The sequence below is a fragment of the Dialister sp. genome (assembly GCF_051885895.1).
GTDB lineage: Bacteria > Bacillota > Negativicutes > Veillonellales > Dialisteraceae > Dialister.
Genome location: NZ_JBJEXP010000029.1, coordinates 31,517 through 55,504 on the forward strand (window position 1 = coordinate 31,517; position 23,988 = coordinate 55,504).

The window sequence follows — 23,988 nt, forward strand, 5'->3', positions numbered from 1 at the left end:
GACAAAGGAAAAGTCAGGTCAACAGATGGAAAATGGCAGAAAATGATATAGAAAATAGGGGAGTGATTTCATCCCTGATTTCTTTATCCGGTCTTTTTCTGAGAGATAAGTTAGAACATAGCGTCAAAAAGGGCGGCGCCAAAGCATAAAATTAAAATTGCCTTAACTTTTCGGCTTCCGGATTTCCGGAAGCCGTTGTTTTACCGCTCTCAGCAAGGGTTCCGTCTTGACAAGAAAATATAAAAATTTTAGAATGGAAACAGGTGCTGGACCAAGTGAACATTCCTTTTGTGGATTGATTCTGATTTTATATATGAAGCCTTCTGGAGGGCATGAACATGTGCCGCAGGGGCTTTCTCCGTATGGAATAGAAGCTTTTTCATTGTATGAGGAAATCCATCTGTTTCAGCCTGGGGGAAATACCCCCTTTTACATAACCGGAGCGGATTTCTGCATACAGGATGAATTGATGATATACATATCCTGTGCCTGGGACAGTTTTGTACCTGTTCTTCCACAGACAGACAACCTGATACACCGGTCTTTGTGATTGGACGCGGCATTTCCTGATCATCTCCTGCGGGAGATGTTTCTTTTATGTTTCATCAGTCGAAATAAAAATAATGAGAAAGAGAGAGGTGAATCATTTGACACTGGATGAAGTTTTACTTTATGTAATTGTTGGATGCATTGTGGCAGCGGCAGCAGGTGCAGGTATCGGATACATGCTGCGCAAGCGCATAGCAGAAGCACGAATTGGTTCAGCAGAAGAAAAAGCCCGCCAGATTGGCGAAGAAGCAAAGAAGCTGCTGGATTCCGCATCCCGGGAAGCAGAAACCCTGAAAAAGGAAACTATCGTGCAGACCCGCGAGGAAATCCATAAGCTGCGTGAAGACGTGGAACAGGAAAACAAACAGCGTCGAGATGAACTGCAGAAGTATGAACAGCGTCTGGTTCAGAAAGAGAACAATCTGGACTGGAGAAGCGGCAACCTGGAACAGCGTGAATCCCAGCTGGATAAAAAGGAAAGCCAGCTGAAAGCACAGAAGGAAAAACTCACAGGCCTTTATGATGAACAGCAGAAAAAACTGGAAGAAATTTCCCAGCTTTCCAGTGATCAGGCTAAGGATATGATTCTTTCCAGAGTGGATGAAGAACTGACCCACGAAAAGGCAGTCCGTATCCGCAGCGCTGTGGAAGAAGCGAAGAATACAGCAGATGCCAAGGCAAGAGAAATCATTGCTTCCGCCATTCAAAGAAATGCGGCAGATACGGTATCTGAAACCACTGTATCCGTAGTTTCCCTTCCTAATGAAGAAATGAAGGGACGTATCATCGGCCGTGAGGGACGTAACATCCGGGCAATTGAAACACTGACCGGTGTCGACCTGATTATTGATGATACGCCGGAAGCCGTCATTCTTTCCTGCTTTGACCCCATCCGCCGTGAAGTGGCCAGACTGGCACTGGAAAGTCTTGTAAAGGATGGCCGCATCCATCCTGCACGGATTGAAGAAGTGGTGGCCAAGACAAAGAAGGATGTGGATAAGGCTATCCGGGAAGCAGGCGAACAGGCAGTTATGGAATGCGGTATCCGCGGAATGAATCCGGAACTGGTGAAGATTCTTGGCCGTCTGAAATACCGTACCAGTTACGGACAGAATGTGCTGCAGCATTCCATTGATACATCCTATTTTGCAGGCATTATGGCTGCCGAAATAGGGGCCAATGTGGAATTAGCCAGAAGAGCCGGTCTGCTTCATGATATCGGCAAAGCAGTGGACCGCGAACAGGAAGGCACCCATGTGGAACTGGGCGTGGAACTGGCACAGAAATATCACGAATCGCCGGAAGTCATCAATACCATTGCATCCCATCATGGTGATACAGAACCGACCTGCGTAGAAGCAGTGCTGGTAGCAGCGGCAGATGCTATTTCTGCAGCCCGTCCGGGTGCACGCCGTGAAACGCTGGAAAACTATATTAAGCGTCTGACCAAGCTGGAAGATATAGCAAAATCCTTCCCGGGCGTGGACAGCTGCTATGCTATCCAGGCAGGCCGTGAACTTCGTGTCATTGTGAAACCGGATAAAATTTCGGAAGACCAGGCAGTCATCCTGTCACATGATATTTCCCGCAGAATTGAAAAGGAACTTCAGTATCCGGGACAGGTCAAGGTGGTTGTCATTCGAGAGACCAGAGCTACAGATTTTGCCAAATAAAACATAATGAAATCGTAGTCCCGCTTCATGCACTGCCATGGAGCGGGGTCTTTTTTTGAAATCCTTATGCCGGGAAAGTAGAAAATTGCCTGCGCCTTGATGAAGCCATGGTAAAATCGGATTCAGCCGGTTTATCTAGGCTTTTGCAAGAAAGAAAAACATGCTTTTATGATTTACATTCAGACCGCTATATGATACGATTAATTCATAGTCTATTAATTTATGAGGTGATTATACAATGGCTGCAAAAATTACATATACCATTCAAGAAGAGCTGGGAGATCTTTCTGTTCAGCCTAACGGCTGGAAAAAACAGCTGACCTATACAAGCTGGAATAACCGGGATGAAAAGTTTGATCTTCGTTCCTGGAATCCGGATCATACGGCTATGACAAAGGGACTTACCCTTACCAAGGAAGAAATTCTCAAGCTGAAAGATATTTTGAACAGCATTGACTTTGATAAATATTAATAGCAGCTTTCATTCCATACTGATGGAATTATGGCTTACTGAAAGAATTCAACCTGAAACGAAAAGGCTCTCCTGCAGGAGAGTCTTTTGGTATATATGAGAGATTTTAGGCAGTCCTCCGATTCATTTCACGGTATACTGACGAATAGAAAGCTGCCGATGGCAGCTGTTTCCCAGAAGTGATTCGGCAGTGGGTTTTGTTTTCCTTTACAAAGGAGCTTTCAAATGACATTTTTATTTTCCGGTCCCCAGGGAGAAAGAACGAAGGGTGCTTTTCTGGCCGGTTGTGTAGGACTTTTAGTAAACTTGATTCTTGGTTCCTTTAAAATCCTGGCAGGGTGGCAGAGCGGTTTCCTCTCCGTTATGGGGGATGGGTTCAATAATATTACTGACATGGGTTCCGTGATCCTGCTGATGATGACTTTCTATTATTCGGCAAAGCCTTCAGATAAGGAACATCCCTTTGGTCATGGCCGTCTGGAGTATATTAATTCCACAGTCATGGCAGCGGTGATTCTCTATGTGGGAATTACGCTTCTGGTGGAATCGGTGCAGAAGATTATGCATCCCAAGGATACGGAGTTTACCCTTTTTGTAGCAGTGATTCTCTGTGTCGGTCTCGCAGCCAAGCTGTTTCTGGCATGGTGGTATAAAAGAGCGGGAAGAAAGCTGAATTCCAAGGCCTTTGACGCATACAGCGCTGACTCCCTGTCTGATATGCTTTCTACCTCCGGCGTTCTGGCGGCTGCACTGGCAGAGTACATATTCGGTTATCATATTGACGGGATTATGGGAACCATTATGTCTCTTTTCATTCTCTGGACCGGCTATGGGATTATGAAAAATGCAGTTAATTCCATTCTGGGAGCGACTCCTGATACGGAAGTATACAAAAAAATCAGGGAATGCATCCTTTCCTGCCCCGGCGTGTATGGTGTTCATGATCTTATTGTTCATGACTACGGACCGGAAAACCATTTCGCTACAGCCCATGTGGAACTGGACAGTGATCTGAATCTGGTAGAAAGCCATGAACTGGCGGAAAACGTGATGACTACGCTTCGGGAAAAACTGAATGTACAGGCTACCATTCATGCAGATCCCAAAGCTATATCCAACCCCAGAGAAGCTGAATACAAAAGGGATCTGGAGTCTGCGATTTACAGAACGGGGCTTCCGTTGTCATATCATGACTTTTTTGTGGAAGAAAAGAAGGACGAGATTCATCTGTCCTTTGAGCTTGCACTGAAAGGTCCCACCAAGATGAAGGATGAAGAGATTTATCAGGTTATTTGTGCCCGTCTGAAAGAAATCAATCCGGCCTATACGGTAGAAACCATGGTGGATCGCAATTTTATCAGCGGAAAAGTGTATGGGTCCGATGAAGAGGAAGTCCGGGAAATAGCGGATAGAAAGAAGTCATAAGGAAATAGGGAATAAGGCTTAAAAGCCTGTCTATCTATGTGTAGGATAAATCTGTCATCCGTTGGAAGCGGTATAATCAGTCCTTTTTTCGGAAGTTTTTATTCTTCTCCTTGAAGGAGAAAGGGGGGACTAAAGGGAAACTGCTGAACTTGCAGCTCCTTTGAAGAAGTTTTTTGTACCGGACGTGTCCATAGGGAGAAGGGCCGCCCTCTTTGCCTGAAATATCAATATCTAAAGGTCTTTTTTAGAAATTTTTCATCATTTCTGTATAAATTATGTATACAATTTGGTATAATAATTGATACGGAAAGTTTTTAATGTTCTCTGTGAGGACAGCCATGAGCCGGAAAAGGCTTTTGGATATAAATGGGAATTCATAGATCTATCATAAGAGGGAATTTAAGATGCCGGAAAAAATTTTAAGAGGAATATTTATATTGCTCTTTACTGTTCTTGGTATCGTTCTTTCCAGGCAGGGAGAAACAGTGCTGGCTGCACTTCTTCCTAATTCGGTTTTAACGGAAACCATTCTGGGCGTGACTTTCATGTCCCTGGGAGCGATGCTGGTAGGCGGAATTTTAGGCGCCATCGTGGGCTGCTTTATTTCTCCTTACCTGAACAGGAGCCTTTTTGCGTTTACTTCAAGAGTAGAAAAATCCCTGTCTTCCATGTCGGTGCAGGATCTGATAGCCGGAACCCTGGGCCTGTTTCTGGGGCTCATTATTGCCAATCTGGTGGGACTTGCCTTCATCAGCGTGCCCTATATCGGGCCCTATGTGTCCGTGGCGCTGAGTATTGTGCTGGGCTACTTGGGCATGCATCTGGCTGTAAGCAAGAAGTCGGAAATGGCAGGTTGGTTTCATTTTCACTCTGAACCGGAAAAAAAGAAAAACAAAGATAAAAGGGAAGGTAAACTTCTGGATACCAATATTATCATTGATGGCAGGATAGCAGATATTTACCGGACCGGTTTCCTGGAAGGCCCTATTTATGTGCCTGTTTTCGTGCTGGAAGAACTGCAGAAAATTGCGGACAGCTCTGATGTACTGAAAAGAAACCGGGGCCGCCGCGGGCTGGATATTCTGAACCATATGAAAAAGAACAGCAGGGATTTCCACATCATTACCGACGATTTTGAAGAACTGAATGAAGTGGACTCCAAGCTTGTCAAACTGGCACGGGCAAAGGGATATAAAATTGTAACCAACGATTATAACTTGAATAAGGTGGCTGAACTGCAGGGAGTCAGTGTCCTGAATATCAATGATCTTGCCATTGCAGTAAAGCCGGCAGTCATTCCTGGTGAACAGCTCTTTGTACAGCTGGTGAAACAGGGAAAAGAAGAAGGGCAGGGGGTTGCCTACCTGGAAGACGGCACGATGATTGTGGTTGAAAACGGCAGCCAGTGCATTGGCAGGGAGGTGCCGGTTATTATTACATCCGTCCTGCAGACCTCCGCAGGAAAAATGATTTTTGCAAAGCTGGACTCCAATGATTAACTCTCTTATACTTGTGGCGGCAGGCAGCGGCAGCCGAATGCAGGCGTCTTTGAACAAACTGCTTCTGACCTGTGAAGGCCATCCTCTTATTTACTATACACTGAAAAATGTCTTTCAAAGCAGACTCCTTTCTGAACTTGTGATTGTCACAAAACCGGAAGAGCGCCCTGTTTTTGAATCCATTGCCAACTCCATTCCTCATTCCATCCGTGTCATTTTTGCCCCCGGCGGTGCAGACCGGGCGGGATCCGTGAGGAATGGATTTCACATGGTTTCTAAAGATTCGGACAAGGTGCTCGTGCACGATGGAGCCCGCCCCCTGGTGGATGGAAAGACCATTGATGAAGCCTTCCGGGCTATCAGTTCTGAAAACCCTGCTGTGGCAGTAGGAGTGCCCTGTATTGATACGATAAAAAAAGTAGATGGAGACAGGATTGTGGAGACGCCGGAGCGAAGCAGTCTTTTCCGGGCCCAGACGCCCCAGGGGGCACTGACCGGCCTCTTTCACCGGGCTGTGGAATTTTTGTCCCGGGGAGGCAGCTTTACTGATGATGCCTCTGTGTTGGAACAGCTGGGTGTTCCTGTGCGGCTGATTCCCGGAAAGGAACGGTTTTTTAAAGTGACTACACCGGATGATATGGATCGGTTAGGACAGGCTCTTCGAAAGGACAGATGCCCTTTCCGCATCGGCCAGGGCTATGATGTTCACCAGTTTGATGAAAGCAGGCCTCTGATTCTTGGCGGCATCCGCATCCAGGAACAGGGAGGCCTTTTGGGCCATTCCGATGCCGATGTTCTGCTTCACGCTGTGATGGATGCTCTTTTGGGAGCCTGCGGGCTTCCGGATATCGGTCATTATTTTCCCGATACAGATGACCGGTTCAAGGGAGCTGACAGCACCCGTCTGCTGACGGAAGTCAGGAAGATTATTGAAGATGAAGGGTATATCATAGGAAACATTGACAGTACTGTGATTGCCGAAAAACCCAAACTGGCCCCTTATATACCGGCCATGAAAGAAAAGATTGCCGGTATATTGGATATATTGCCTGGTGATATAGGCATTAAAGCAACTACCAATGAAAAGCTGGGAGCTATCGGCCGCTGTGAAGGCATAGCCGCTATGGCATCAGCTATCGTATGCAGGAGGAGTTAATTCATGGAAAAGAAATTAAAAGTTCGTTTTGCCCCAAGCCCTACAGGCCCGTTCCATATCGGCGGTGCCCGTTCTGCTTTGTTTAACTGGCTTGTTGCCCGCCATGCCGGCGGAAGCTTCCTTGTCCGCATTGAAGACACAGATCTGAAGCGCTCTTCCAGGGAATCGGAAGAAAATATCAAGGCTTCCTTGAAATGGCTGGGTCTGGACTGGGATGAAGGTATTGATGTAGGCGGTGAAAACGGACCATACCGTCAGACAGAACGCCTTCCCATCTACCAGAAAGAAGTACAGCGCCTCCTGGATGAAGGGAAAGCCTATTACTGCTACTGCACAGAAGAAGAGCTGGAAGAAAGCCGTAAAAAGCAGGTGGCAGCCGGACAGACTCCTGTCTATGACGATCACTGCCGCCATCTGACGGAAGAACAGATTGCCCGCTACAAAGAAGAAGGAAGAAAACCGGTAATCCGTCTGAAGGTCAGAAAAGAAGGCGTTTTTGCTTTTGATGACATGGTTAGAGGTCATGTGGAATTCCAGGCATCGGGAGTGGGCGATTTCATTATTGTGAAATCCGATGGCATTCCTGTATATAATTTTGCCGTTGTGATTGATGATTCTCTCATGGGCGTAACCCACGTCATTCGTGCAGAGGAACATCTGTCCAATACTCCACGTCAGCTGGCAATTTATGAAGCACTGGGATATCCGATCCCTAAATTCGGTCATATTTCTTTGATCCTTGGTGCAGACCATAAGAAGATGAGCAAGCGTCATGGTGCTACTTCCGTAACGGAATATAAGAATATGGGTTATCTGCCTGAAGCCATGGTCAACTATCTGGCCCTTCTGGGATGGGCTCCTAAGGGAGAACAGGAAATCTTTACCAGAGAAGAACTGATTAAACAGTTCTCCATGAAGCGGGTATCTTCCAACGATGCTGTGTTTGATATCGAAAAACTGAACTGGATCAATTTCCAGTATATGAAAAAGCTGTCTCCGGAAGAACTGCTGAATCTGACACTTCCCTTTATTGAAAAGGCAGGGTATGTAACAGAGCCTCTTTCTGAAGAAAAAAGGAAATGGCTCACTAAAGTGGTATGGTATGTCCGTGATCACCTGTATTATGGTGCCCAGGCTCCGGAAAATGTAAAGCTTTTCTTCGAAGAACTTCCTGAAGTGACTGATGAAGAAACCCTTTCCATCATGAAACAGGAAACCAGCGGAAAAATCATCACCGCCTTCGCCGATGCTCTGGAAAAACTGGAAACCTTCGATGAAGCAGCTGTTAAGAAATGCTTCTCTTCCCTCATGAAGGAAACCGGTATTAAAGGCAAGGCTGCCTTTGAACCGGTAAGAATTGCGCTGACCGGTGTTACCCATGGACCGGGCCTCTATGATATGATTGTTCTCTTTGGCCGGGAAAAGACACTTACCCGTCTGAGAGGCAGCCTGAAATACTGCTGATAGGCTGATAAAAAGCTCCGGACAATCCGGAGCTTTTTTCGTGGAATGGGCAGGGCTTCCTGTATTTTTTAGCAGGTAAATCTGAACGGATGACAGCTGTCTTTGATCCTCTTCTATGGATCGCCTTTCCCTTCAGGAAGTATGGTATAATAAAACTGATAGCCTAAAATGCAGAAGGAAGCAGGAAAGACTGCTTCCCTAAGGAAAGTGTTGAATCATGAAAATAAAAAAAGCGAAAATTTTACTGGCCGGTACCCTCCTGGGAGCAGTTCTCCTTGTTTCAGGATGCGGCAGCAGTCTGGATGATCAGTTTGTATTCGGCAAGAACCGGATTCACTGCGATAACCAGACTATTACTGTTTCCACGCCCTTTGAACTGGTGTCCAACGGGAAACAGGTAGATCTGGGAGATCGGGCGGCTTCCGTAGTCAAGGCAGAAGGACATAATAACCATCTGCAGATTCTGGTAACCGGAGCGAAGACAGCACCGGACATGAATGAAACTTTATTGGTATCAGAAGCACAGGATATCCTGAAGAGCAATCCGGCCCTTACCCATCTTACTTCCGACACCCAGTCTGTCAAAATAGGAAGCCTGGATGGGAAAAAGCTGACTTTTACCTTTACGGAAACTGGAAATGGCCGGAGTACGGATTTGACTGTGGAAGAGTATATTTTCACCGAAAAGCAGACGGTATGGCGTGTCATTTACCAGTACCGTACCGGTGATTCCATAGGAAAAGCCCTGGCGGAACGGGTATCCGGAAAGATTGCCCTGGGCAGTGAATTCTGACAGCAGGCACGATGAGATTATACGCATTCATATCATAGGAGCTGTTTTATATGCATTTTTCCAAAGGATTTATTCCTTTGCTTCTCTTCCTGGCAGCCGGTGCGCTTATTGGCGGCATCCTCGGCCAGGTGATGGAAGGGGCCAGTCTGGCAGGCCTTATGCCGTATTTTACTAAAACCTTTGAAATTTTTGATTTGAAAGATATTTTTCTGAATCTAGGCATTATCCAGTTTCATTTCGGCCTGCGTTTTGCTCCGAATCTCATCAGCATTATCGGGATTCTGATTGCAGCCTGGCTGTACAGGAAGTTCTAAGGAAACGCTGTTTCTTTCTGATTACAATTGAATATTTCATATCCACAGTTGTCCAGCTATGAGGTGAAGACTATGCTGATACGGGAAATGCGAAACGAAGACAAACCGAGAGAACGATTTCAGTTATCTCCGAGACTTGCCAGCAACACAGATCTGGTAGCCATTCTTCTTCGCACAGGAAGACAGGGACATTCAGTTATGGAAATCGCCAAGGAAGTGGTGGATTTTCTGGAACGGGAAACCGGAATCAATGGATATGAAGATCTCAACTGGCGGGATTTAACGGACATCAAGGGCATAGGTCCCGATAAGGCGGTAACCATCTGCGCTGCTGTGGAGCTGGGACGACGGCTTTCTCTGATTTGCGATAAAAGGAAACTGGTAAGCTTTAATGCACCGGACAAAGTGGCCGCCTTTTTTATGGAAAAATTACGCCATGAAAACCAGGAACACTTTGTCACCGCCTATGTCAATGTGAAAAATCGTCTTCTCGGGTATCGTATCATTACCAAGGGCAGTCTGAATGCCGCACCGGTGGATATGAAGGAATCGTTGAAATGGGGTATCCGTTATAAAGCCTATGGTCTGATTCTGGTACACAACCATCCCTCAGGATACCCGGAACCTTCCAATGAAGATCTGGAAATTACAAAAGCATTTACTGCGGCGGCCAGGCTGCTGGATATGGAAGTACTGGATCATGTCATTATTGGAGATGGTACCTTCGTAAGCCTTCATGAAAGAGGATATCTGTAAGGCAGTCGGCAGGGGCCGGATATTACCTAAAGGGTGGACACCTGATGGAATAAGAAAAACAGGTTTAATCTCTGGTAATGATTCAATCAGCGTTTCCCTGTCATGCAGAAGGACAGCAAAGATGTTATAATATAAAAGTAATATTTCAACTGTAAAGGACAGGTGTTTATTCATGGAAGAAATGGAAAAAGGGAAAAGATATTCTGCTGAATCCAAAGGATATGACAGCACGATTTATGAAGTTCGCTTTACTCCGGTCATGGACCGTCCTGAATATCAGGAAGGACCAACCAGAGAAGCACTGGAACGGCTGCAGAAAGAAATGGCGGAAAAGGATTTTGAAAAATATGTGAATAATGGCCTGATCCGTATAACCTTTGACAGCGGAAGGCTCCTTCTCATTACAAAATCCGAGATTTACAGAACCATGCTTTATGGACCTTTCTTCAATGTCATCTGCAAAGCATTTGACGTCGGAAATTTCCGTGTTGTAAGTCAGGTAAACGGTTATTGAGCTGTGCCAAAGAAGGCTGTGAAAGATGGAATCATCTTTTCACGGCCTTTTTGTTCTCTTGGGCTGGCTTTCCCATGGATGACTTACAATGCATTGTGCCATTTTTCTTATTTTCTATAAATTTAGGCTTTTCCGATCTGTTATAATACACTGGCAAAAAAGCGGTATAAATGATATCATTAAATTTGTAGCGATATATATTTTTCTGATGGGAGAGTATTCATGAAGGCTTATATCCGTATCAAACATACAGGGGAGTTTTATGATCCCAGCTGTTATTATGCCTATACAGGATGCAGCGAGCTTGACATTCCCGTTGTCAAATACAAAGCGGTGTATTCTCTTGCGGATAATGAGCCCGGTGATCCGGTAATCGGTACAGTGTCCGATGTAAAAGTGGCACTGGAGCGGTTTGGCGTGAAGCTGGAACCGCTTGACTATCCCGATGAACTTCTTCCTTTTACGGGACGAAAGATTTGGAAATCCACGCTGTTCACGATTACCAGCCATCCTGAGGACTGGCATGTATTCGTTAAGCCGGTGGAGGATATCAAACGGTTTCATGGTACAGTGCTCGACAAATCGGAAGATCTGATCAAACTGGGCGGAGGCCTGGAAGACATTGATGTATGGTGCAGCGAGAAGGTTCGTTTTATTTCGGAATGGCGCCTTTGGGTACTTCACGGTACAATTCAGGGATTGACGCCCTATAAGGGAAGATGGGATGTATTTCCGGATGTGGGGGTCCTTGAAGAAGCCGTAAAGGAATACAAGTCGGCACCTGCTGGTTATGCCATTGATTTCGGCGTCACTGATAAAGGGAAAACCCTTCTGGTGGAGGTAAGCGATGGATATTCCCTGGCTTCCTTCGGCCTTTCACCAAAGTTATATATGAATATTCTGGCAGCCCGCTGGAAGGAATTAACCTCTTCTGCAGTGAAGGATTGACCTTCCGCTGGGAATCTGTATTTTAATGCACCGATGAACGAGTGATTTTGGTTTCTCTTTCCTGTCGGTGCTTTCTTTCTCTAGGGGATACGACGACTTTGTTGTGATTGCATGCCCTAAAACAGGAGAAGACAGTTTACAAGACAGGGAAAACAATTTTTCCTTTACGCCTTTTCTAGGCGTCATTGGCAAGTTCATGCAAGCAGAATAAGGAGGATTATGGCCGGCTTTACAAATGAGTTTCTTCAGCAGTTAAAAGAGAATATTAATCTGGCAGACCTCATTGGCTCTTATGTGACTTTAAAGAAGCATGGTCGTTATTATATGGCTTCCTGTCCATTTCACGGACCGGAAAGGACCCCGTCCTTTGCAGTTTCTCCAGAAAAGGGGTTTTACTACTGTTTTGGCTGCCATGCCAGTGGTGATGCCATTACCTTCATCGAAAAGATGGAGAATCTGACTTTTACAGAGGCAGTGGAGCGTCTGGCCGCCTATGCCCATATGGAAATTCCCAAAAGGGAAGAATCACCGGAAGAATTGCGGAAAGCGGCCATGGCGCAGAAACTTCATGCTGTAACGGAGCTGGCCGGCTCCTATTTTCACAGCTGCCTGACCCGGACCAACATGGGAAAGGCCGGTCTTGCCTATTTTGACAAACGGCATCTGACTATGGAAACGATTGAAAAGTTTAAGCTGGGATTTGCTCCGCCGGACTGGCAGAAACTGTACCGGGATTTTACTACGAAAAAGAAAATTTCTGGAGATGTGCTGGTAGAAGCAGGTCTCTGTGCTTATAAGAACGGACGGTATTATGATGTTTTCCGCAATCGCTGCATGTTTCCCATATGGAACCTCCAGGGGAAGATTGTGGCTTTCGGCGGACGGGTTATGGATGACAGCAAGCCAAAATACCTGAATTCTCCGGAAAGTCCTATCTTTAATAAACGAAGGCTTCTTTTTGCCATATATCAGGCTCTTCCTACTATCCGGGCTAAAAGGCAGGCCATTATGGTGGAAGGGTATATGGATGCCATTTCGCTTCATGCCCATGGGGTGACAAATGCGGTGGCTTCTCTGGGCACTGCATTTACTATTGAACAGGCAAGGCTTCTGAAAAAATATGCAGATGAAGTGGTCTTCAGCTACGATATGGATGCAGCAGGGCAGAATGCAACGAAGCGGGCACTCGAAATTGCTGGTTCTGTAGGACTGAAACTTCGGGTAGTGCATCTGGGAGAAGGAAAGGATCCCGATGAATTCGTCAATCTGCATGGCGGGGAGGCTTACCTGGAAGCAGTGAACCAGGCGGAACCGGCTATGGATTTCCTGTTCCATTCCCTGCTGAAGCAGTATGACAGCACCACTCTGGATGGACAGCATCATATTCTGAATGAAATGTTTTCTGTCCTTCTAAGTGCAGGAGATGCATTCCAGCTTGATGCGTTTATCCGGAAAATGGCCAGAACCATGCATATGGATGAAGGCATGATCCGCAGTGAAGCGCTGATTTATGCGAAAAAGAACAATTCTTCCATCTATATTTCCCCCAAGGTACCGGTGGAAAAAGAAGAAGTGGAATTAAATCCGCTTAAGAAAAGGCAGAAACTGCTGGAAGCGGGACTTTTGAATTACTGCCTTGTATATCATATGCTGCCGGAGGGGTGGGAGGAACTGTCACACTATCAGTTTGCTGATCCGTTCTACGGACGACTCTTTTCTCTGCTGAAGGAAATTCATGAAAAGGGGATGCCTTTGACGGCAGAAACTGTGGAAGGCATGCTTCCCAGAGAAGACATCGGCCTTTTGGCCAGGCTTCGCATGAACGGAGAACAGCCGGGCTCCGTACCGAAAGAAGAATATATCTGGCCTATGAAGAAGATTTATCTGCAGGAGGAATACAGGATCCATACACAAAAAGCACAGGAATTAATGAACAGCGATCCTCAGAAGGCAAGAGAGGAACAGCTGCTCTGCATTCAGTTAAGCAGGGAAATATTGGCATTAAAGTAGCGCTGGCACTACAGACAGGGTTTGCTGCGGGATATGCAGCAGTGTAAAGATATTTCAGGCGTCCCGGGGGCAGGGAATTCAGGAAACAAGACAGGGGCGCCTATGAAAATGCTCAAAGGGAATATTTGGCAGAAAGTATCATTTCGTATTTCAAAGGCATTATGCGGAACATCCTTTGAAAACGGGGGCGTTTTCAATCCTTTCACAAGGGGGGAATTACTATGGCAGGGCAGGACGAAAGACTGGGAAAATGGATCAGCGAACTCACCAAAAAAGCAGGAAACGGCGTGATTTCCAACAAGGATATCATGGACCTTGTTGCGGAAAAGAATCTAAGCGGGGAAGATCTGACCAATCTCTATGAAGCCCTTCATGACGATCACTATGAAGTCAACTTTGACATGGATGTATCGGATGAAGACCTGGATATGCTGGAAGAGGAAGAAGAACTGGAAAAAGAGACGGAAGAAGCGGCCAAGGAGCCTCTTCCGGATATGGATAATTCCATGACCATTGATGACCCGGTGAAAATGTATCTGAAGGAAATCGGGGCTTTAAAACTGCTGGACAGTGAAGAGGAAATTATACTGGCTAAAACAGTAGAAAAAGGCACCCTTCCCAATGCTACAGAAGAAGAAAAAGCCCAGGCCAAGGCGGCTAAGCAGGAACTGGCTGATCGAAATCTGCGGCTTGTTGTATCTATTGCAAAAAAATATCTGGGCCGGGGCCTTCAGTTCCTGGATCTGATACAGGAAGGAAATCTGGGGCTTCTCAAGGCCGTGGATAAATTTGACTATACGAAGGGTTATAAATTTTCCACCTATGCGACCTGGTGGATTCGTCAGGCTATTACCCGGGCTATTGCTGACCAGGCAAGAACCATTCGTGTTCCGGTACACATGGTGGAAACCATTAATAAACTGAACCGCATTTCCCGCCAGCTGCTTCAGGAAAAAGGGCGGGAAGCCACAAATGAAGAACTGGCTAAGGCCATGGGAGTGAGCGTAGGGAAAATCAGAGAAGTGAAAAAAATCGCGCAGGATCCCATATCCCTGGAAACACCGATTGGAGAAAAAGAAGATTCCCATTTGGGAGATTTTATAGAAGATCATGAGGCTGTTGCACCGGATGATGCGGCCGGTTCTATTCTGCTGAAAGAGCAGATCGACCAGCTTCTCCAGGGCCTCACCGAAAGGGAGAGACAGGTGCTGGAACTTCGATTTGGCCTTAAAGACGGAAAAACGAGGACTCTGGAAGAGGTGGGACGCTATTTTGATGTGACCCGTGAAAGAATCAGGCAGATCGAAGGCAAGGCTCTGCAGAAACTTAAAAAATCTGCAAGAAATCTGATGATCAACCAGTAGAAATGACTTACGAATGTAGTTCATGGAGGCAAGCTGTCCCGTTGTAGACTGGGGGGGACAGCTGTCTCCATGAACTATTCCATAATGGATAATCACTCTCTGCGCCGTTATATCTGCATATGGCAGGGGGCTATACTTGACGCATTAGAAATTTACTGATAAAATAGCATAAGTTGGTGATTGCGGGCCCATAGCTCAGTTGGTCAGAGCCGACGGCTCATAACCGTCTGGTCCCAGGTTCGAGCCCTGGTGGGCCCACCAATGAATACGCAGGCTGAGCGGAAGCTCAGCTTTTTTATTTTAAAAGGAGAATATCCATGAAATTGACGGAGCGCCTCCGCCGGGCAGCAGATCTGGTGCCTCGATGCCATGCCATAGCAGATATCGGTACGGATCACGCCTATCTTCCTTTGGCACTGCTGGAAGAGGGCAGAATAGAGAAAGCGATAGCCTGTGATATCCACAAGGGCCCCCTGGAAAGGGCGGCGCTCCATATCAAAGACCGGGACAAGGAGAAAGAGGTCGAACTCCGCCTGGGAGGAGGACTGGCACCTATCAGAACCGGAGAAGTGGAAGGCGTTGTGATTGCCGGCATGGGCGGTCTCATGATGATGGATATTCTGGAAGCAGATTTTGATAAAGCCCAGGCTCTGCAGTGGCTGGTGCTGCAGCCGCAGAACCATACAGCGGAGCTGAAGCGGTACCTTTCTACCCACCATTTTATAATTGAGAAAGAAGAACTGGCGCTGGAAGGACACAATCTGTATGAAATGATGCTTGTTTCTCCCGGCAGGATGGACCCTGTTTCCCTTCTGGAAGGGGAAATCGGCGTGACATCTGCTTATCGGAAGCATCCCCTGTTTCCCGAGCATATCCGCCGACTTATTCGGAAACGGGATTTCCTGATTCACGGGGTCGCAGAAGATACAGATAATGAAAGAAATCGGCAAAAGCGGGAAGCAGCGCTGGAAGAAAAGAAAAGACTGGAGGCACTTTTATGAACATACAGGCACAGGATCTGATTCATCTGATGGAGAAATGGGCACCGGCAGATCTGGCAGAAAGCTGGGATCATCCGGGGCTGCAGGTGGGAAATCCACGGCAGCCTGTGGAAAAAGTACTGGTTTCTCTCGATTTGACGGAAGAAAATGTGGACAGGGCAGTCAGGGAAGGCGTTTCCATGATTATTTCCCATCATCCTTTCCTGTTTAAATCCATTCATACCATAGATCTTTCAGCCTATAAAGGCAGGGTCATTGGAAAATTGATTAAGCATGATATTCTTGCTTTTGCTGCCCATACGAATCTGGATACTGCCAGGGAAGGGGTGAATGATGCTCTGGCTGATGCGCTGGGGCTTCAGAACAGGGAAGGGCTGGTCAAAGAAAAAAGCAAACCTCTCCTGAAGGTGGCAGCCTATGTACCTTTCGTGAAAGCCAGAGAATTCCGGAAACTTTTGGAAAAGAAATATGATGGAAAAGCCGGGCATTTCTATCTTCTTGGCGATGCAGACGACAGGGATGAGGAAGGAAAGCTTGAGTTTAATATTCCCTCTTCTTCTCTCGACGATGTGGTCCGTGATCTGGTTCATGTGTGTGGTCCGGTCCACTACGATGTCTATGCACTGCAGAACGGAATGCACCATGAATATATGGGGCGTATCGGGACACTGCCCCGCCCGCTTTCCGGGAAAGAAGCTCTTCTTCATATTAAGGAAACGCTGGGAATTCCTGATCTCCGGTATGCGGGAAATCCCGATATTCTGGTGAAGAAAATCGCTGTTCTGGGAGGAGCTGGAAGTGAATTCGCTTCTTTAGCCAAAGCAAAGGGAGCCGACCTTTATCTTACGGGAGACTTAAAATACCATGAAGCCCAGGATGCAGCAGCTATGGGGCTTCTGATTGCTGACGGTGGTCATTTTTACACCGAACGGGTCATTGTGCCGAAGCTGGCGGAACGCATCCGGAAAGAAGCGGCCTTGAAGCATTGGAATCTGACCGTTCTTGAAGACAGCGGTGCGCAAGATATATTCAGCCATATATGAAAATGGATGGATGATTTTAAAAGTTTGATAGTTTATGAAACTTTTGACGAAGAAATAACGTGACGATTCTTTGATTCTACGAAATCATCGGCCTTTCTCTAGCGCAACAGGAGCTGATGATGTACAATGAATCATACACAGAGGGATTATTTTAATCATAAAGGAGAATTTCATGCATGAAGTTTTAGACTGGGTCTATTCTATTGTAGTGGCTCTTTTTCTGGCCATGCTGATCCATATTTTTCTTTTTGTTCCGACAAAGGTATCCGGTGAATCCATGTATCCTACCCTGACCAATGGGGAATACCTCATCGTTTCCAAAATCAGCCATGTGCTGAGGGAAGTACCGTCCTATGGGGATATTGTCATTATTGACAGCCGTACTCACAGAGAGCGCTCCTGGATGGATGACCTGGATGAACCGTTGAAAAATTATATTGCTATTTTTGACAAATCTTCCCAGGGACATAATGTATGGGTTAAAAGAGTTATCGGCAAAGGCGGAGACAAGCTGGAGTTTAAGAACGGCCATGTCTATCGCAACGGTACGGAACTGGATGAACCGTATATCAATGAACCTATGGAATTTTCCATGGACGGCTCCTATACTGTTCCTGAAGGCACCGTGTTTGTTATGGGGGATAACCGCAATCACAGTTCTGACAGCCGTTTTATCGGACCTGTGCCGGTAGATCACGTACTGGGTAAAGTGGTTTTCCGCTTCTGATTGAGAAAAAACTTCCTCTTTAGAGGAAGTTTTTTTAATTGGTATGCTGGGGATCCGGAAAAAGAATATAAAATCTGCCGGATTGTGATTCTGCTTTATCTTATTCTATTCTTTTCGTACCGTACCGGGGTCTGTCCGTGTTATAATATAAAAATCTGGGGAAAGTTTATTTCATTTCATTTTCTATGCAGGAGGGCGGTATAGTATGAAGAAAAAAGTACTGATCGCTATATTGATTATTCTTATTCTTGCCTGTGGCGGGGGCTGGTATTGGTATAACCGCACCCATGAGAGCAAGAAGGAAAATTATACCCTTGGCACAGTGACAAGGGACAACATTATGCTTACCGTAGATGCTACAGGCACTATCGAACCGGATAATAGCGTCGATCTGTCCGCTACTGCTTCCGGAACACTGGAAAAAGTGTATGTCAAGCAGAATGAGAAAGTAACGAAAGGGCAGGTGCTTGCTACCATTGAATCCAAAGCCCTTACGTCTACCATGAAGCAGGCTCAGAATACACTGGAAAATAAGGAATCTTATTTCAATCGTCTGAATCATCTCTATGAGCAGGGTGCTATTTCTTACCAGGAGATGGATAATGCCCGCCTTGAGTACAGAAATGCGCAGGCTGCTTATGACAAAGCACAGGCTGATGTTAATGATACAGTGATTACATCACCTATGGATGGGATTGTTATCGGAGAACCTATGAAGGAAGGGGAAACCGTTTCCCAGGGTCTGTCCAGTCAGATGGTCATTGTGAGTGTGGCTGACCTTTCCTCTATGCGCATTGAGCTTCTGGTAGATGAAACGGATATCGGCGAAGTGAAGATCGGCCAGGGTGTTGATTTTACGGTTGATGCCTACCCGAACCAGACATTCCATGGCATGGTTACCGATATTTCCAAGAAGGAATATTCCTCCAGCTCTTCTTCTTCCTCCTCTTCCAGTTCCTCTTCTTCTTCCTCCGTGGTATACTACACGGTCTATGTGGAAATTAACAAAGATGAACTGTCAGGACTTTATCCTTCCATGACCGCTCGGGCTACCATCCATGGCCGTGAAAGCGACAATGCCCTGGAAGTGCCGGTTACGGCTATCCGCAGTGATGCTGAAGGATCCTATGTATACGTGAAAGACGGCGATGGCGTGGTAAAAACCTATGTGACAACAGGCATTACCACAGAAAAGGAAGTGGAAATTCTTGACGGTCTCCATGAAGGAGATGAAATCGTGGTAAGCGGCACGGTTTCACAGGAAAAATCCACACCAACCAATAAAAACCAGCGCGGTGGTCCCGGACCGGGGTTCTAATTATGGCTGAAGCACAAAATGAACCCAGGGAAGTCATTCGCCTGACAGGAATCGGTAAAAGTTATTATATCGGCAAGGAGGAAGTGCCTGTACTGACCCATATCGATCTGTCCATCGCAAAGGGGGAATTTGTATCTATTATGGGGCCTTCCGGTGCCGGCAAATCCACCCTGATGAATATCCTTGGCTGTCTCGACCGCCCAACCAGAGGCTCTTATCAGCTGGACGGGAAAGAAGTGGCCAATCTGAATGACAGCGAGCTGGCTTACACTAGAAACCGGAAAATAGGTTTTGTTTTCCAAAGCTTTAACCTGCTTCCCCGGCTCTCTGCCCTGGATAATGTGATTCTTCCCATGATCTATGGCAGTCTCTTTAAAAAAGAGAGAAAAGAAAGAGCCCGGAAGATGCTGGAATCCGTAGGACTGGGCGACCGTATACACCATATGCCTGCTGAAATGTCCGGCGGCCAGCGGCAGCGTGTGGCGATTGCCCGGGCTCTCATCAATGATCCCGCCATTATTATGGCCGACGAACCTACAGGTAATCTGGACAGTCACTCCACAAAGGAAGTCATGGAAATTTTTTCCAGGCTCTATGAGCAGGGAAAAACCATTATTCTGGTTACCCATGAACTGGATGTAGCACGCTATGCAGGCAGGCACGTGATTTTATCTGATGGACACATCAGTAAGGATATCAGGGGGCCGCTGCCATGACAAATATCTACATTGAAAGTATATTTATGGCCTGGGGATCCATCCTCAGCAACAAGATGCGCTCCCTTCTCACCATGCTGGGCATCATCATCGGCGTGGCAGCAGTCATTGCCCTGATGTCCATCGGCTACGGAGTGCAGAATAAGATTGAAAGCAATATTTCCAGTTTGGGATCCAATACCATTACGATCACGCCTGGCACTGGCAGAAAGCCCGGTATTCGTCCGGCGGCCGGATCCATGCAGACTTTGACCTACAAAGATTATCTGGCCATCAAGAATCTGCCGAATATCATCTATGCAGCACCGCTGGTAAATACCAGCTACCTGGTGGTGAATGGAAACAAAAACTGGACGACACGAGTTTACGGCTGCACGGAAGATTATGCCACCCTTTCCAGCCTGAACGTATCGGAAGGCCGTTTCTGGACCACGAAAGAATATAACTCTCGGGCCCGGGTGTGCATTATCGGTAAAACCGTAGCTACCGGACTTTTTGGTGATGAATCACCGGTAGGACAAAAAATCCGCATTAACGGGAATCCCTTTACTGTCATTGGCGAACTGGAAGAAAAAGGCTATTCCTTCATGGATCAGGATGACCGCATCCTCATTCCTTTCACCACTGTACAGGAACGAATGCTTCATATTACCTATGTGAATAATATCGTGATTTCTGCAGACAATGCTGATGACCTGTCCCAGATTGAGTCCGATGTGACCAATCTTCTCCGTACCCGCCATCGGATCCAGACAGGCAAGGAAGATGATTTCTCCATCCAGAATTCACAGGACCTCATGGAAACCATGAAATCCACTACCCAGACACTGACTATTTTCCTTGGCAGTATAGCTGCTATTTCCCTTCTGGTAGGGGGTATCGGCATCATGAATATTATGCTGGTGTCTGTAACAGAAAGAACAAGGGAAATCGGCATCAGAAAAGCTCTGGGAGCTACCTATAACATGATTATTGTGCAGTTCCTGATTGAATCGGTGACTGTCAGTGTAGCCGGTGGACTGATCGGCGTACTCTTCGGTATAGCTATTTCCAAAATCATTCCAATGGTTTCTACTTTGTCCACTGTACTTTCTGTCACACCTATTCTCGGATCTTTCCTTTTCTCCGTATTTATTGGTCTTGTATTCGGCCTGTATCCGGCCCAGAAAGCTGCCAGACTGAATCCTATAGACGCTCTTCATTACGAATAAGTCTGATTCATGCCCGGCATTCCCTTGGACTGCCGGGCTTCCTTTTGATATTTCTTTCTTTTCCTGAATAGATTCTTTGAGGCGGGCCGGTTAATGAGGAAAAGAGGTTTTACAAAGACAGGAAGGAAGAGATAGTAATTTCTCTTCTTGACAGAAAACGGCCGGACCATCATAATAAACGAGAGTAACTCTGAATCAATCAGTGCTGCTCCGGTACCCTTGTATCCGGGTACCTTTTGTATAAAAAAGGAGACTGCCCATGAAATATAGAATAAAGGCGGCAATGCTGGCCTTTTTTGTTTCTTTTTCAGGTCTTTGGTGCTCTGCAGCTGCTGATGGTAACAATCATCCGGAAGGGGCTATGAGTCAGGGGACGGGTGTTGCGGCTCCTTCTGCGGCTGAAGAAACTTCTCAGAAGCAGAAAACGGAGGAAGACAAGCCGGAAAAGCTCCGTGCCATCATGAAAGCTGCATTGAACAAAGGCGATTTTGCTGCCGGCGGTGTTTCTCTGGGAGATATGATGCCTCAGGTAATCAGCCGTCAGGGAACGCCTGATAGTGTGACCCACGAGAATACACTGGATTCATATGCTTTCAAGAATATGACAGTGAAACGGACAGCGCCTTTTCTTCTTTCCTATTCCCAGAGAACGGATCTGCCCGACGATTTCCATTTCCCCGGTAAGGGAGTGTCGGATATCCTGGTAAAAGGGACATCCATTTCCACACCCCGTGATATCCATGTGGGAAGCAGCAGGGAAGAAGTGCTGCGGGCCTACGGCCGGCCTCTCCAAGTACTCTGGGATGGCAGTGGAAAAAGCTTTTATTTCCGCTATGGTCTGGGCAGCAGCGCCATGGATTTTGCCATTCAAGGAGATAAGGTGTCTTCCATCCATATCCAGTCTCTGACGGCACCTGTAAAGGCAGAAGACATTTCCTACAATGACGGAGAAAGCCGTCTTTTCCTGGGGGACAGAGATTTCAAAGTTGCAGGCTATGAGATTGGGGATACTTTCAAAGCCCATTCTTTTGAAGAATGGGAGAAGAAGATGGCCAATCCCAAGGAAGAAATTGTGTATTTTTCCGGCTATGCGGTGCGTCTTACCGTTAAGAGCCATATTATCTCCGCTCTTTTCCTGACTGATGATCGTATGGTCACATCGCGCGGCCTTTCCCTGGGGGACGATGTAACTACGGTGGACATGCTTTATGGAAAACCGCACAGGGTGGAAATGAATGTGTCAGGCAGTGAGCCGAAAACATCGTACATTTATTTTTCCAAAGGGCAAAACGATGTTTTGATTATTAATTTTGCAAAAAACAAAGTGGAAGGCATTGTCAGTGCCATGAATCCCACAAAGTAAGTGATCAGTCTGAGGTGTTAGTGTGTACGAATATTTTTGTGCTTTAATTGTTGGTATTGTAGAAGGCCTGACGGAATATATTCCTGTTTCTTCCACAGGTCACATGATCATTGTTGGCCATATGCTGGGATTTGAAGGAACCCTGGCGGACCTTTTTGATGTATTTATTCAGTTGGGCGCCATTCTTTCCGTATTGGTCGTGTATCATGAAAAATTTACCTATATTCTGAATACCCATCACTGGTTCCGGAAAAAAGGACCTTCTGTATTTAACCTCTGCGTAGCTATGTTTCCTGCCTGCCTTACAGGCCTCCTTTTTCACGGCTTCATTAAACATAATCTTTTCAGCCCGACAACCGTCATCATTGGTCTGATACTGGGCGGGATTTTTATGATTGTAGCGGAAAAAACAAGGAAGGGGAAAAAATTTGATGTGACTGACGTGGATAAAATTTCCACACGACAGGCTTTCATTATCGGCCTTTTCCAGTGCATGTCCCTCTGGCCCGGTTTTTCCCGGAGCGGCAGTACTATTGCTGGAAGCCTTCTCCTGGGCATTTCTCGAAAAGCAGGTGCGGATTTTACCTTCATCATGGCAGTGCCTCTTATGTTCCTGGCCTGCTTCTATGATCTTCTGAAAGTCATCGGAAGCCTTTCACTGGGAGATCTGGGCGTTCTGGCAGTAGGATTTTTCACTGCCTTCGTCGTAGCCTATGCATCGATCCTCTGGTTCCTGAAATTCCTTAATACCTCCACCTTAACCGGATTTGCTATTTACCGCTTTTTCGTGGCAGCCTTTGCACTGGTTTATTTCTGGTAAAAAATTTTAAAAAATCAACTCAAACAGCATCCTTTCAGGGTGCTGTTTTTTAGTGCATAAAATCTCTAGTCTAACCAGGGATTTTTTACAATAAAAAAGACAATGCTTTTGTAAGCGCTGTCTTTTATATCGTTTAGATTTATGCATATGAAAAAATCTTTTAATTTACATACTCTACCTGCAGTTCCAATTTGGTATAAAAAGCAGGGGATTCACCAGATTGATTCCATATATTTCTTAATAGAGTAATAAAAAGAATATTTTTGCTTTTTAAATGAAGGCTTTTCATAAATGATTGAATTTCTTTGATATATTTTCCCGGATTACTGTGGAACCGGTCTTTTAATATGAGCGTCAGATATAAAGAAGGCGGATAAGTTAACGGATTACTGAAAGCATGCGCATCATCAGAGAAAAGAATCAGTCGATAGTCATGGGGCTGCTCTAAATCTTCCAGGTTAGTAAAAGAAGGTAGAAATGCAAAATTGAGTTTGTGTGAAAATAAGTCTTCTGCATACTTATTAACTAAAGGTGCGCTTTTCAGGAGTGCTTCGGAATGTGGCGTTTTGCCGGATATAATCATGCTTCTTTGATAATATAGAAACCCTTTAGGTACCAGCATGGTTTGGTTTAATGGGGCATATTTGCTGGATTCCATTTGATGAATGGAATATCTTAAATTTTTTGTGCGCTGCGTAAGATCTTCAATTATCTCACTATATTCCAATATTTTATCCTTCATTATTTCTGTCAATAGATTACCGTTAGGGTGATGACTGTATTCAGCTAAGCGAGTACCGGGAATTGATAAGTGTCGAAGGGACAACAATTCAGCAAATAAAAATACCTGGT

At 46.0% G+C, this 23,988-nt stretch carries 23 protein-coding genes and 1 tRNA gene; 23 read left to right on the plus strand and 1 reads right to left on the minus strand.

Going from position 1 to position 23,988, the window contains the following annotated elements; all coding sequences use genetic code 11:
* Positions 1-253: 253 nt before the first annotated feature.
* The 23 genes from ACI4N7_RS02345 (at position 254) to ACI4N7_RS02455 (ending at position 23,136) form a co-directional block, all read left to right on the plus strand.
* Positions 254-550: a hypothetical protein gene (locus ACI4N7_RS02345; protein ID WP_439731764.1), complete on the plus strand. Its 297-nt coding sequence runs from the start codon at positions 254-256 to the stop codon at positions 548-550.
* A 73-nt stretch (positions 551-623) separates the two neighbouring features.
* Entirely contained in the window at positions 624-2,222 is a 1,599-nt protein-coding gene (rny, locus tag ACI4N7_RS02350; protein WP_439731765.1) for a ribonuclease Y, read from the plus strand.
* A 238-nt stretch (positions 2,223-2,460) separates the two neighbouring features.
* Positions 2,461-2,694 (plus strand): YdbC family protein, encoded by a 234-nt coding sequence (locus ACI4N7_RS02355; protein WP_439731766.1) that lies wholly within the window; start codon positions 2,461-2,463, stop codon positions 2,692-2,694.
* Between the two features lie 225 nt (positions 2,695-2,919).
* The gene (locus ACI4N7_RS02360) at positions 2,920-4,119 is read left to right on the plus strand and encodes a cation diffusion facilitator family transporter (RefSeq protein WP_439731767.1); all 1,200 of its coding nucleotides are present in this window, start codon (positions 2,920-2,922) and stop codon (positions 4,117-4,119) included.
* Between the two features lie 437 nt (positions 4,120-4,556).
* Positions 4,557-5,618, plus strand: coding sequence for a PIN/TRAM domain-containing protein (locus tag ACI4N7_RS02365; RefSeq protein WP_439731768.1), 1,062 nt, complete (start codon positions 4,557-4,559; stop codon positions 5,616-5,618).
* Positions 5,611-6,774 (plus strand): 2-C-methyl-D-erythritol 2,4-cyclodiphosphate synthase, encoded by a 1,164-nt coding sequence (ispF, locus tag ACI4N7_RS02370; protein ID WP_439731769.1) that lies wholly within the window; start codon positions 5,611-5,613, stop codon positions 6,772-6,774. The genes ACI4N7_RS02365 and ispF overlap by 8 nt, the downstream gene beginning before the upstream one ends.
* Positions 6,775-6,777: 3 nt before the next feature.
* Positions 6,778-8,238, plus strand: coding sequence for a glutamate--tRNA ligase (gltX, locus tag ACI4N7_RS02375; RefSeq protein WP_439731770.1), 1,461 nt, complete (start codon positions 6,778-6,780; stop codon positions 8,236-8,238).
* 217 nt (positions 8,239-8,455) lie between these two features.
* Entirely contained in the window at positions 8,456-9,031 is a 576-nt protein-coding gene (locus tag ACI4N7_RS02380; RefSeq protein ID WP_439731771.1) for a hypothetical protein, read from the plus strand.
* Between the two features lie 50 nt (positions 9,032-9,081).
* On the plus strand, positions 9,082-9,345 hold the full coding sequence (locus ACI4N7_RS02385; protein ID WP_439731772.1) for a DUF4321 domain-containing protein: 264 nt from the start codon (positions 9,082-9,084) through the stop codon (positions 9,343-9,345).
* A 72-nt stretch (positions 9,346-9,417) separates the two neighbouring features.
* Entirely contained in the window at positions 9,418-10,101 is a 684-nt protein-coding gene (gene radC, locus ACI4N7_RS02390; protein ID WP_439731773.1) for a RadC family protein, read from the plus strand.
* 172 nt (positions 10,102-10,273) lie between these two features.
* The gene (locus tag ACI4N7_RS02395) at positions 10,274-10,615 is read left to right on the plus strand and encodes a hypothetical protein (protein WP_439731774.1); all 342 of its coding nucleotides are present in this window, start codon (positions 10,274-10,276) and stop codon (positions 10,613-10,615) included.
* 222 nt (positions 10,616-10,837) lie between these two features.
* Positions 10,838-11,563, plus strand: a complete 726-nt coding sequence (locus ACI4N7_RS02400) for an ATP-grasp domain-containing protein (RefSeq protein ID WP_439731775.1) — start codon at positions 10,838-10,840, stop codon at positions 11,561-11,563.
* 219 nt (positions 11,564-11,782) lie between these two features.
* A complete protein-coding gene (dnaG, locus tag ACI4N7_RS02405) occupies positions 11,783-13,573 on the plus strand; it encodes a DNA primase (protein WP_439731776.1) in 1,791 nt (596 codons plus the stop codon).
* A 221-nt stretch (positions 13,574-13,794) separates the two neighbouring features.
* Positions 13,795-14,937, plus strand: coding sequence for an RNA polymerase sigma factor RpoD (gene rpoD, locus ACI4N7_RS02410; protein ID WP_439731777.1), 1,143 nt, complete (start codon positions 13,795-13,797; stop codon positions 14,935-14,937).
* A gap of 184 nt (positions 14,938-15,121) precedes the next feature.
* Positions 15,122-15,198: transfer RNA gene (locus tag ACI4N7_RS02415), tRNA-Ile, on the plus strand.
* 56 nt (positions 15,199-15,254) lie between these two features.
* The gene (locus tag ACI4N7_RS02420; protein WP_439731778.1) at positions 15,255-15,938 is read left to right on the plus strand and encodes a tRNA (adenine(22)-N(1))-methyltransferase; all 684 of its coding nucleotides are present in this window, start codon (positions 15,255-15,257) and stop codon (positions 15,936-15,938) included.
* Entirely contained in the window at positions 15,935-16,981 is a 1,047-nt protein-coding gene (locus tag ACI4N7_RS02425; RefSeq protein WP_439731779.1) for a Nif3-like dinuclear metal center hexameric protein, read from the plus strand. The genes ACI4N7_RS02420 and ACI4N7_RS02425 overlap by 4 nt, the downstream gene beginning before the upstream one ends.
* A gap of 172 nt (positions 16,982-17,153) precedes the next feature.
* Positions 17,154-17,708, plus strand: coding sequence for a signal peptidase I (gene lepB / locus ACI4N7_RS02430; RefSeq protein WP_439731780.1), 555 nt, complete (start codon positions 17,154-17,156; stop codon positions 17,706-17,708).
* 205 nt (positions 17,709-17,913) lie between these two features.
* On the plus strand, positions 17,914-19,026 hold the full coding sequence (locus tag ACI4N7_RS02435; protein WP_439731781.1) for an efflux RND transporter periplasmic adaptor subunit: 1,113 nt from the start codon (positions 17,914-17,916) through the stop codon (positions 19,024-19,026).
* A gap of 2 nt (positions 19,027-19,028) precedes the next feature.
* The gene (locus tag ACI4N7_RS02440; RefSeq protein ID WP_439731782.1) at positions 19,029-19,742 is read left to right on the plus strand and encodes an ABC transporter ATP-binding protein; all 714 of its coding nucleotides are present in this window, start codon (positions 19,029-19,031) and stop codon (positions 19,740-19,742) included.
* Positions 19,739-20,953: an ABC transporter permease gene (locus tag ACI4N7_RS02445; protein WP_439731783.1), complete on the plus strand. Its 1,215-nt coding sequence runs from the start codon at positions 19,739-19,741 to the stop codon at positions 20,951-20,953. Before ACI4N7_RS02440 ends, ACI4N7_RS02445 begins: the two co-directional genes overlap by 4 nt.
* A 259-nt stretch (positions 20,954-21,212) precedes the next feature.
* Complete coding sequence (locus ACI4N7_RS02450; protein WP_439731784.1) at positions 21,213-22,316, plus strand: hypothetical protein; 1,104 nt, start codon at positions 21,213-21,215, stop codon at positions 22,314-22,316.
* Between the two features lie 22 nt (positions 22,317-22,338).
* A complete protein-coding gene (locus ACI4N7_RS02455; RefSeq protein WP_439731785.1) occupies positions 22,339-23,136 on the plus strand; it encodes an undecaprenyl-diphosphate phosphatase in 798 nt (265 codons plus the stop codon).
* 160 nt (positions 23,137-23,296) lie between these two features.
* Here the strand turns inward: ACI4N7_RS02455 and ACI4N7_RS02460 are convergent.
* Positions 23,297-23,988, minus strand: a 692-nt coding sequence (locus ACI4N7_RS02460) for a hypothetical protein (RefSeq protein ID WP_439731786.1), incomplete at its 5' end; no start/stop codon positions are given.

Excerpts from the sequence above, each read along its gene's own strand:
- ACI4N7_RS02450 (WP_439731784.1), top strand. The coding sequence starts at position 21,213 with ATGAAATATAGAATAAAGGCGGCAATGCTGGCCTTTTTTGTTTCTTTT.
- gltX (WP_439731770.1), top strand. The coding sequence starts at position 6,778 with ATGGAAAAGAAATTAAAAGTTCGTTTTGCCCCAAGCCCTACAGGCCCG.
- ACI4N7_RS02360 (WP_439731767.1), top strand. The coding sequence starts at position 2,920 with ATGACATTTTTATTTTCCGGTCCCCAGGGAGAAAGAACGAAGGGTGCT.
- dnaG (WP_439731776.1), top strand. The coding sequence starts at position 11,783 with ATGGCCGGCTTTACAAATGAGTTTCTTCAGCAGTTAAAAGAGAATATT.
- ACI4N7_RS02445 (WP_439731783.1), top strand. The coding sequence starts at position 19,739 with ATGACAAATATCTACATTGAAAGTATATTTATGGCCTGGGGATCCATC.
- ACI4N7_RS02395 (WP_439731774.1), top strand. The coding sequence starts at position 10,274 with ATGGAAGAAATGGAAAAAGGGAAAAGATATTCTGCTGAATCCAAAGGA.
- lepB (WP_439731780.1), top strand. The coding sequence starts at position 17,154 with ATGCATGAAGTTTTAGACTGGGTCTATTCTATTGTAGTGGCTCTTTTT.
- ACI4N7_RS02345 (WP_439731764.1), top strand. The coding sequence starts at position 254 with ATGGAAACAGGTGCTGGACCAAGTGAACATTCCTTTTGTGGATTGATT.
- ACI4N7_RS02385 (WP_439731772.1), top strand. The coding sequence starts at position 9,082 with ATGCATTTTTCCAAAGGATTTATTCCTTTGCTTCTCTTCCTGGCAGCC.
- rny (WP_439731765.1), top strand. The coding sequence starts at position 624 with ATGAGAAAGAGAGAGGTGAATCATTTGACACTGGATGAAGTTTTACTT.
- ACI4N7_RS02435 (WP_439731781.1), top strand. The coding sequence starts at position 17,914 with ATGAAGAAAAAAGTACTGATCGCTATATTGATTATTCTTATTCTTGCC.
- ACI4N7_RS02355 (WP_439731766.1), top strand. The coding sequence starts at position 2,461 with ATGGCTGCAAAAATTACATATACCATTCAAGAAGAGCTGGGAGATCTT.
- ACI4N7_RS02420 (WP_439731778.1), top strand. The coding sequence starts at position 15,255 with ATGAAATTGACGGAGCGCCTCCGCCGGGCAGCAGATCTGGTGCCTCGA.
- rpoD (WP_439731777.1), top strand. The coding sequence starts at position 13,795 with ATGGCAGGGCAGGACGAAAGACTGGGAAAATGGATCAGCGAACTCACC.
- ACI4N7_RS02425 (WP_439731779.1), top strand. The coding sequence starts at position 15,935 with ATGAACATACAGGCACAGGATCTGATTCATCTGATGGAGAAATGGGCA.
- ACI4N7_RS02380 (WP_439731771.1), top strand. The coding sequence starts at position 8,456 with ATGAAAATAAAAAAAGCGAAAATTTTACTGGCCGGTACCCTCCTGGGA.
- ACI4N7_RS02440 (WP_439731782.1), top strand. The coding sequence starts at position 19,029 with ATGGCTGAAGCACAAAATGAACCCAGGGAAGTCATTCGCCTGACAGGA.
- radC (WP_439731773.1), top strand. The coding sequence starts at position 9,418 with ATGCTGATACGGGAAATGCGAAACGAAGACAAACCGAGAGAACGATTT.
- ispF (WP_439731769.1), top strand. The coding sequence starts at position 5,611 with ATGATTAACTCTCTTATACTTGTGGCGGCAGGCAGCGGCAGCCGAATG.
- ACI4N7_RS02400 (WP_439731775.1), top strand. The coding sequence starts at position 10,838 with ATGAAGGCTTATATCCGTATCAAACATACAGGGGAGTTTTATGATCCC.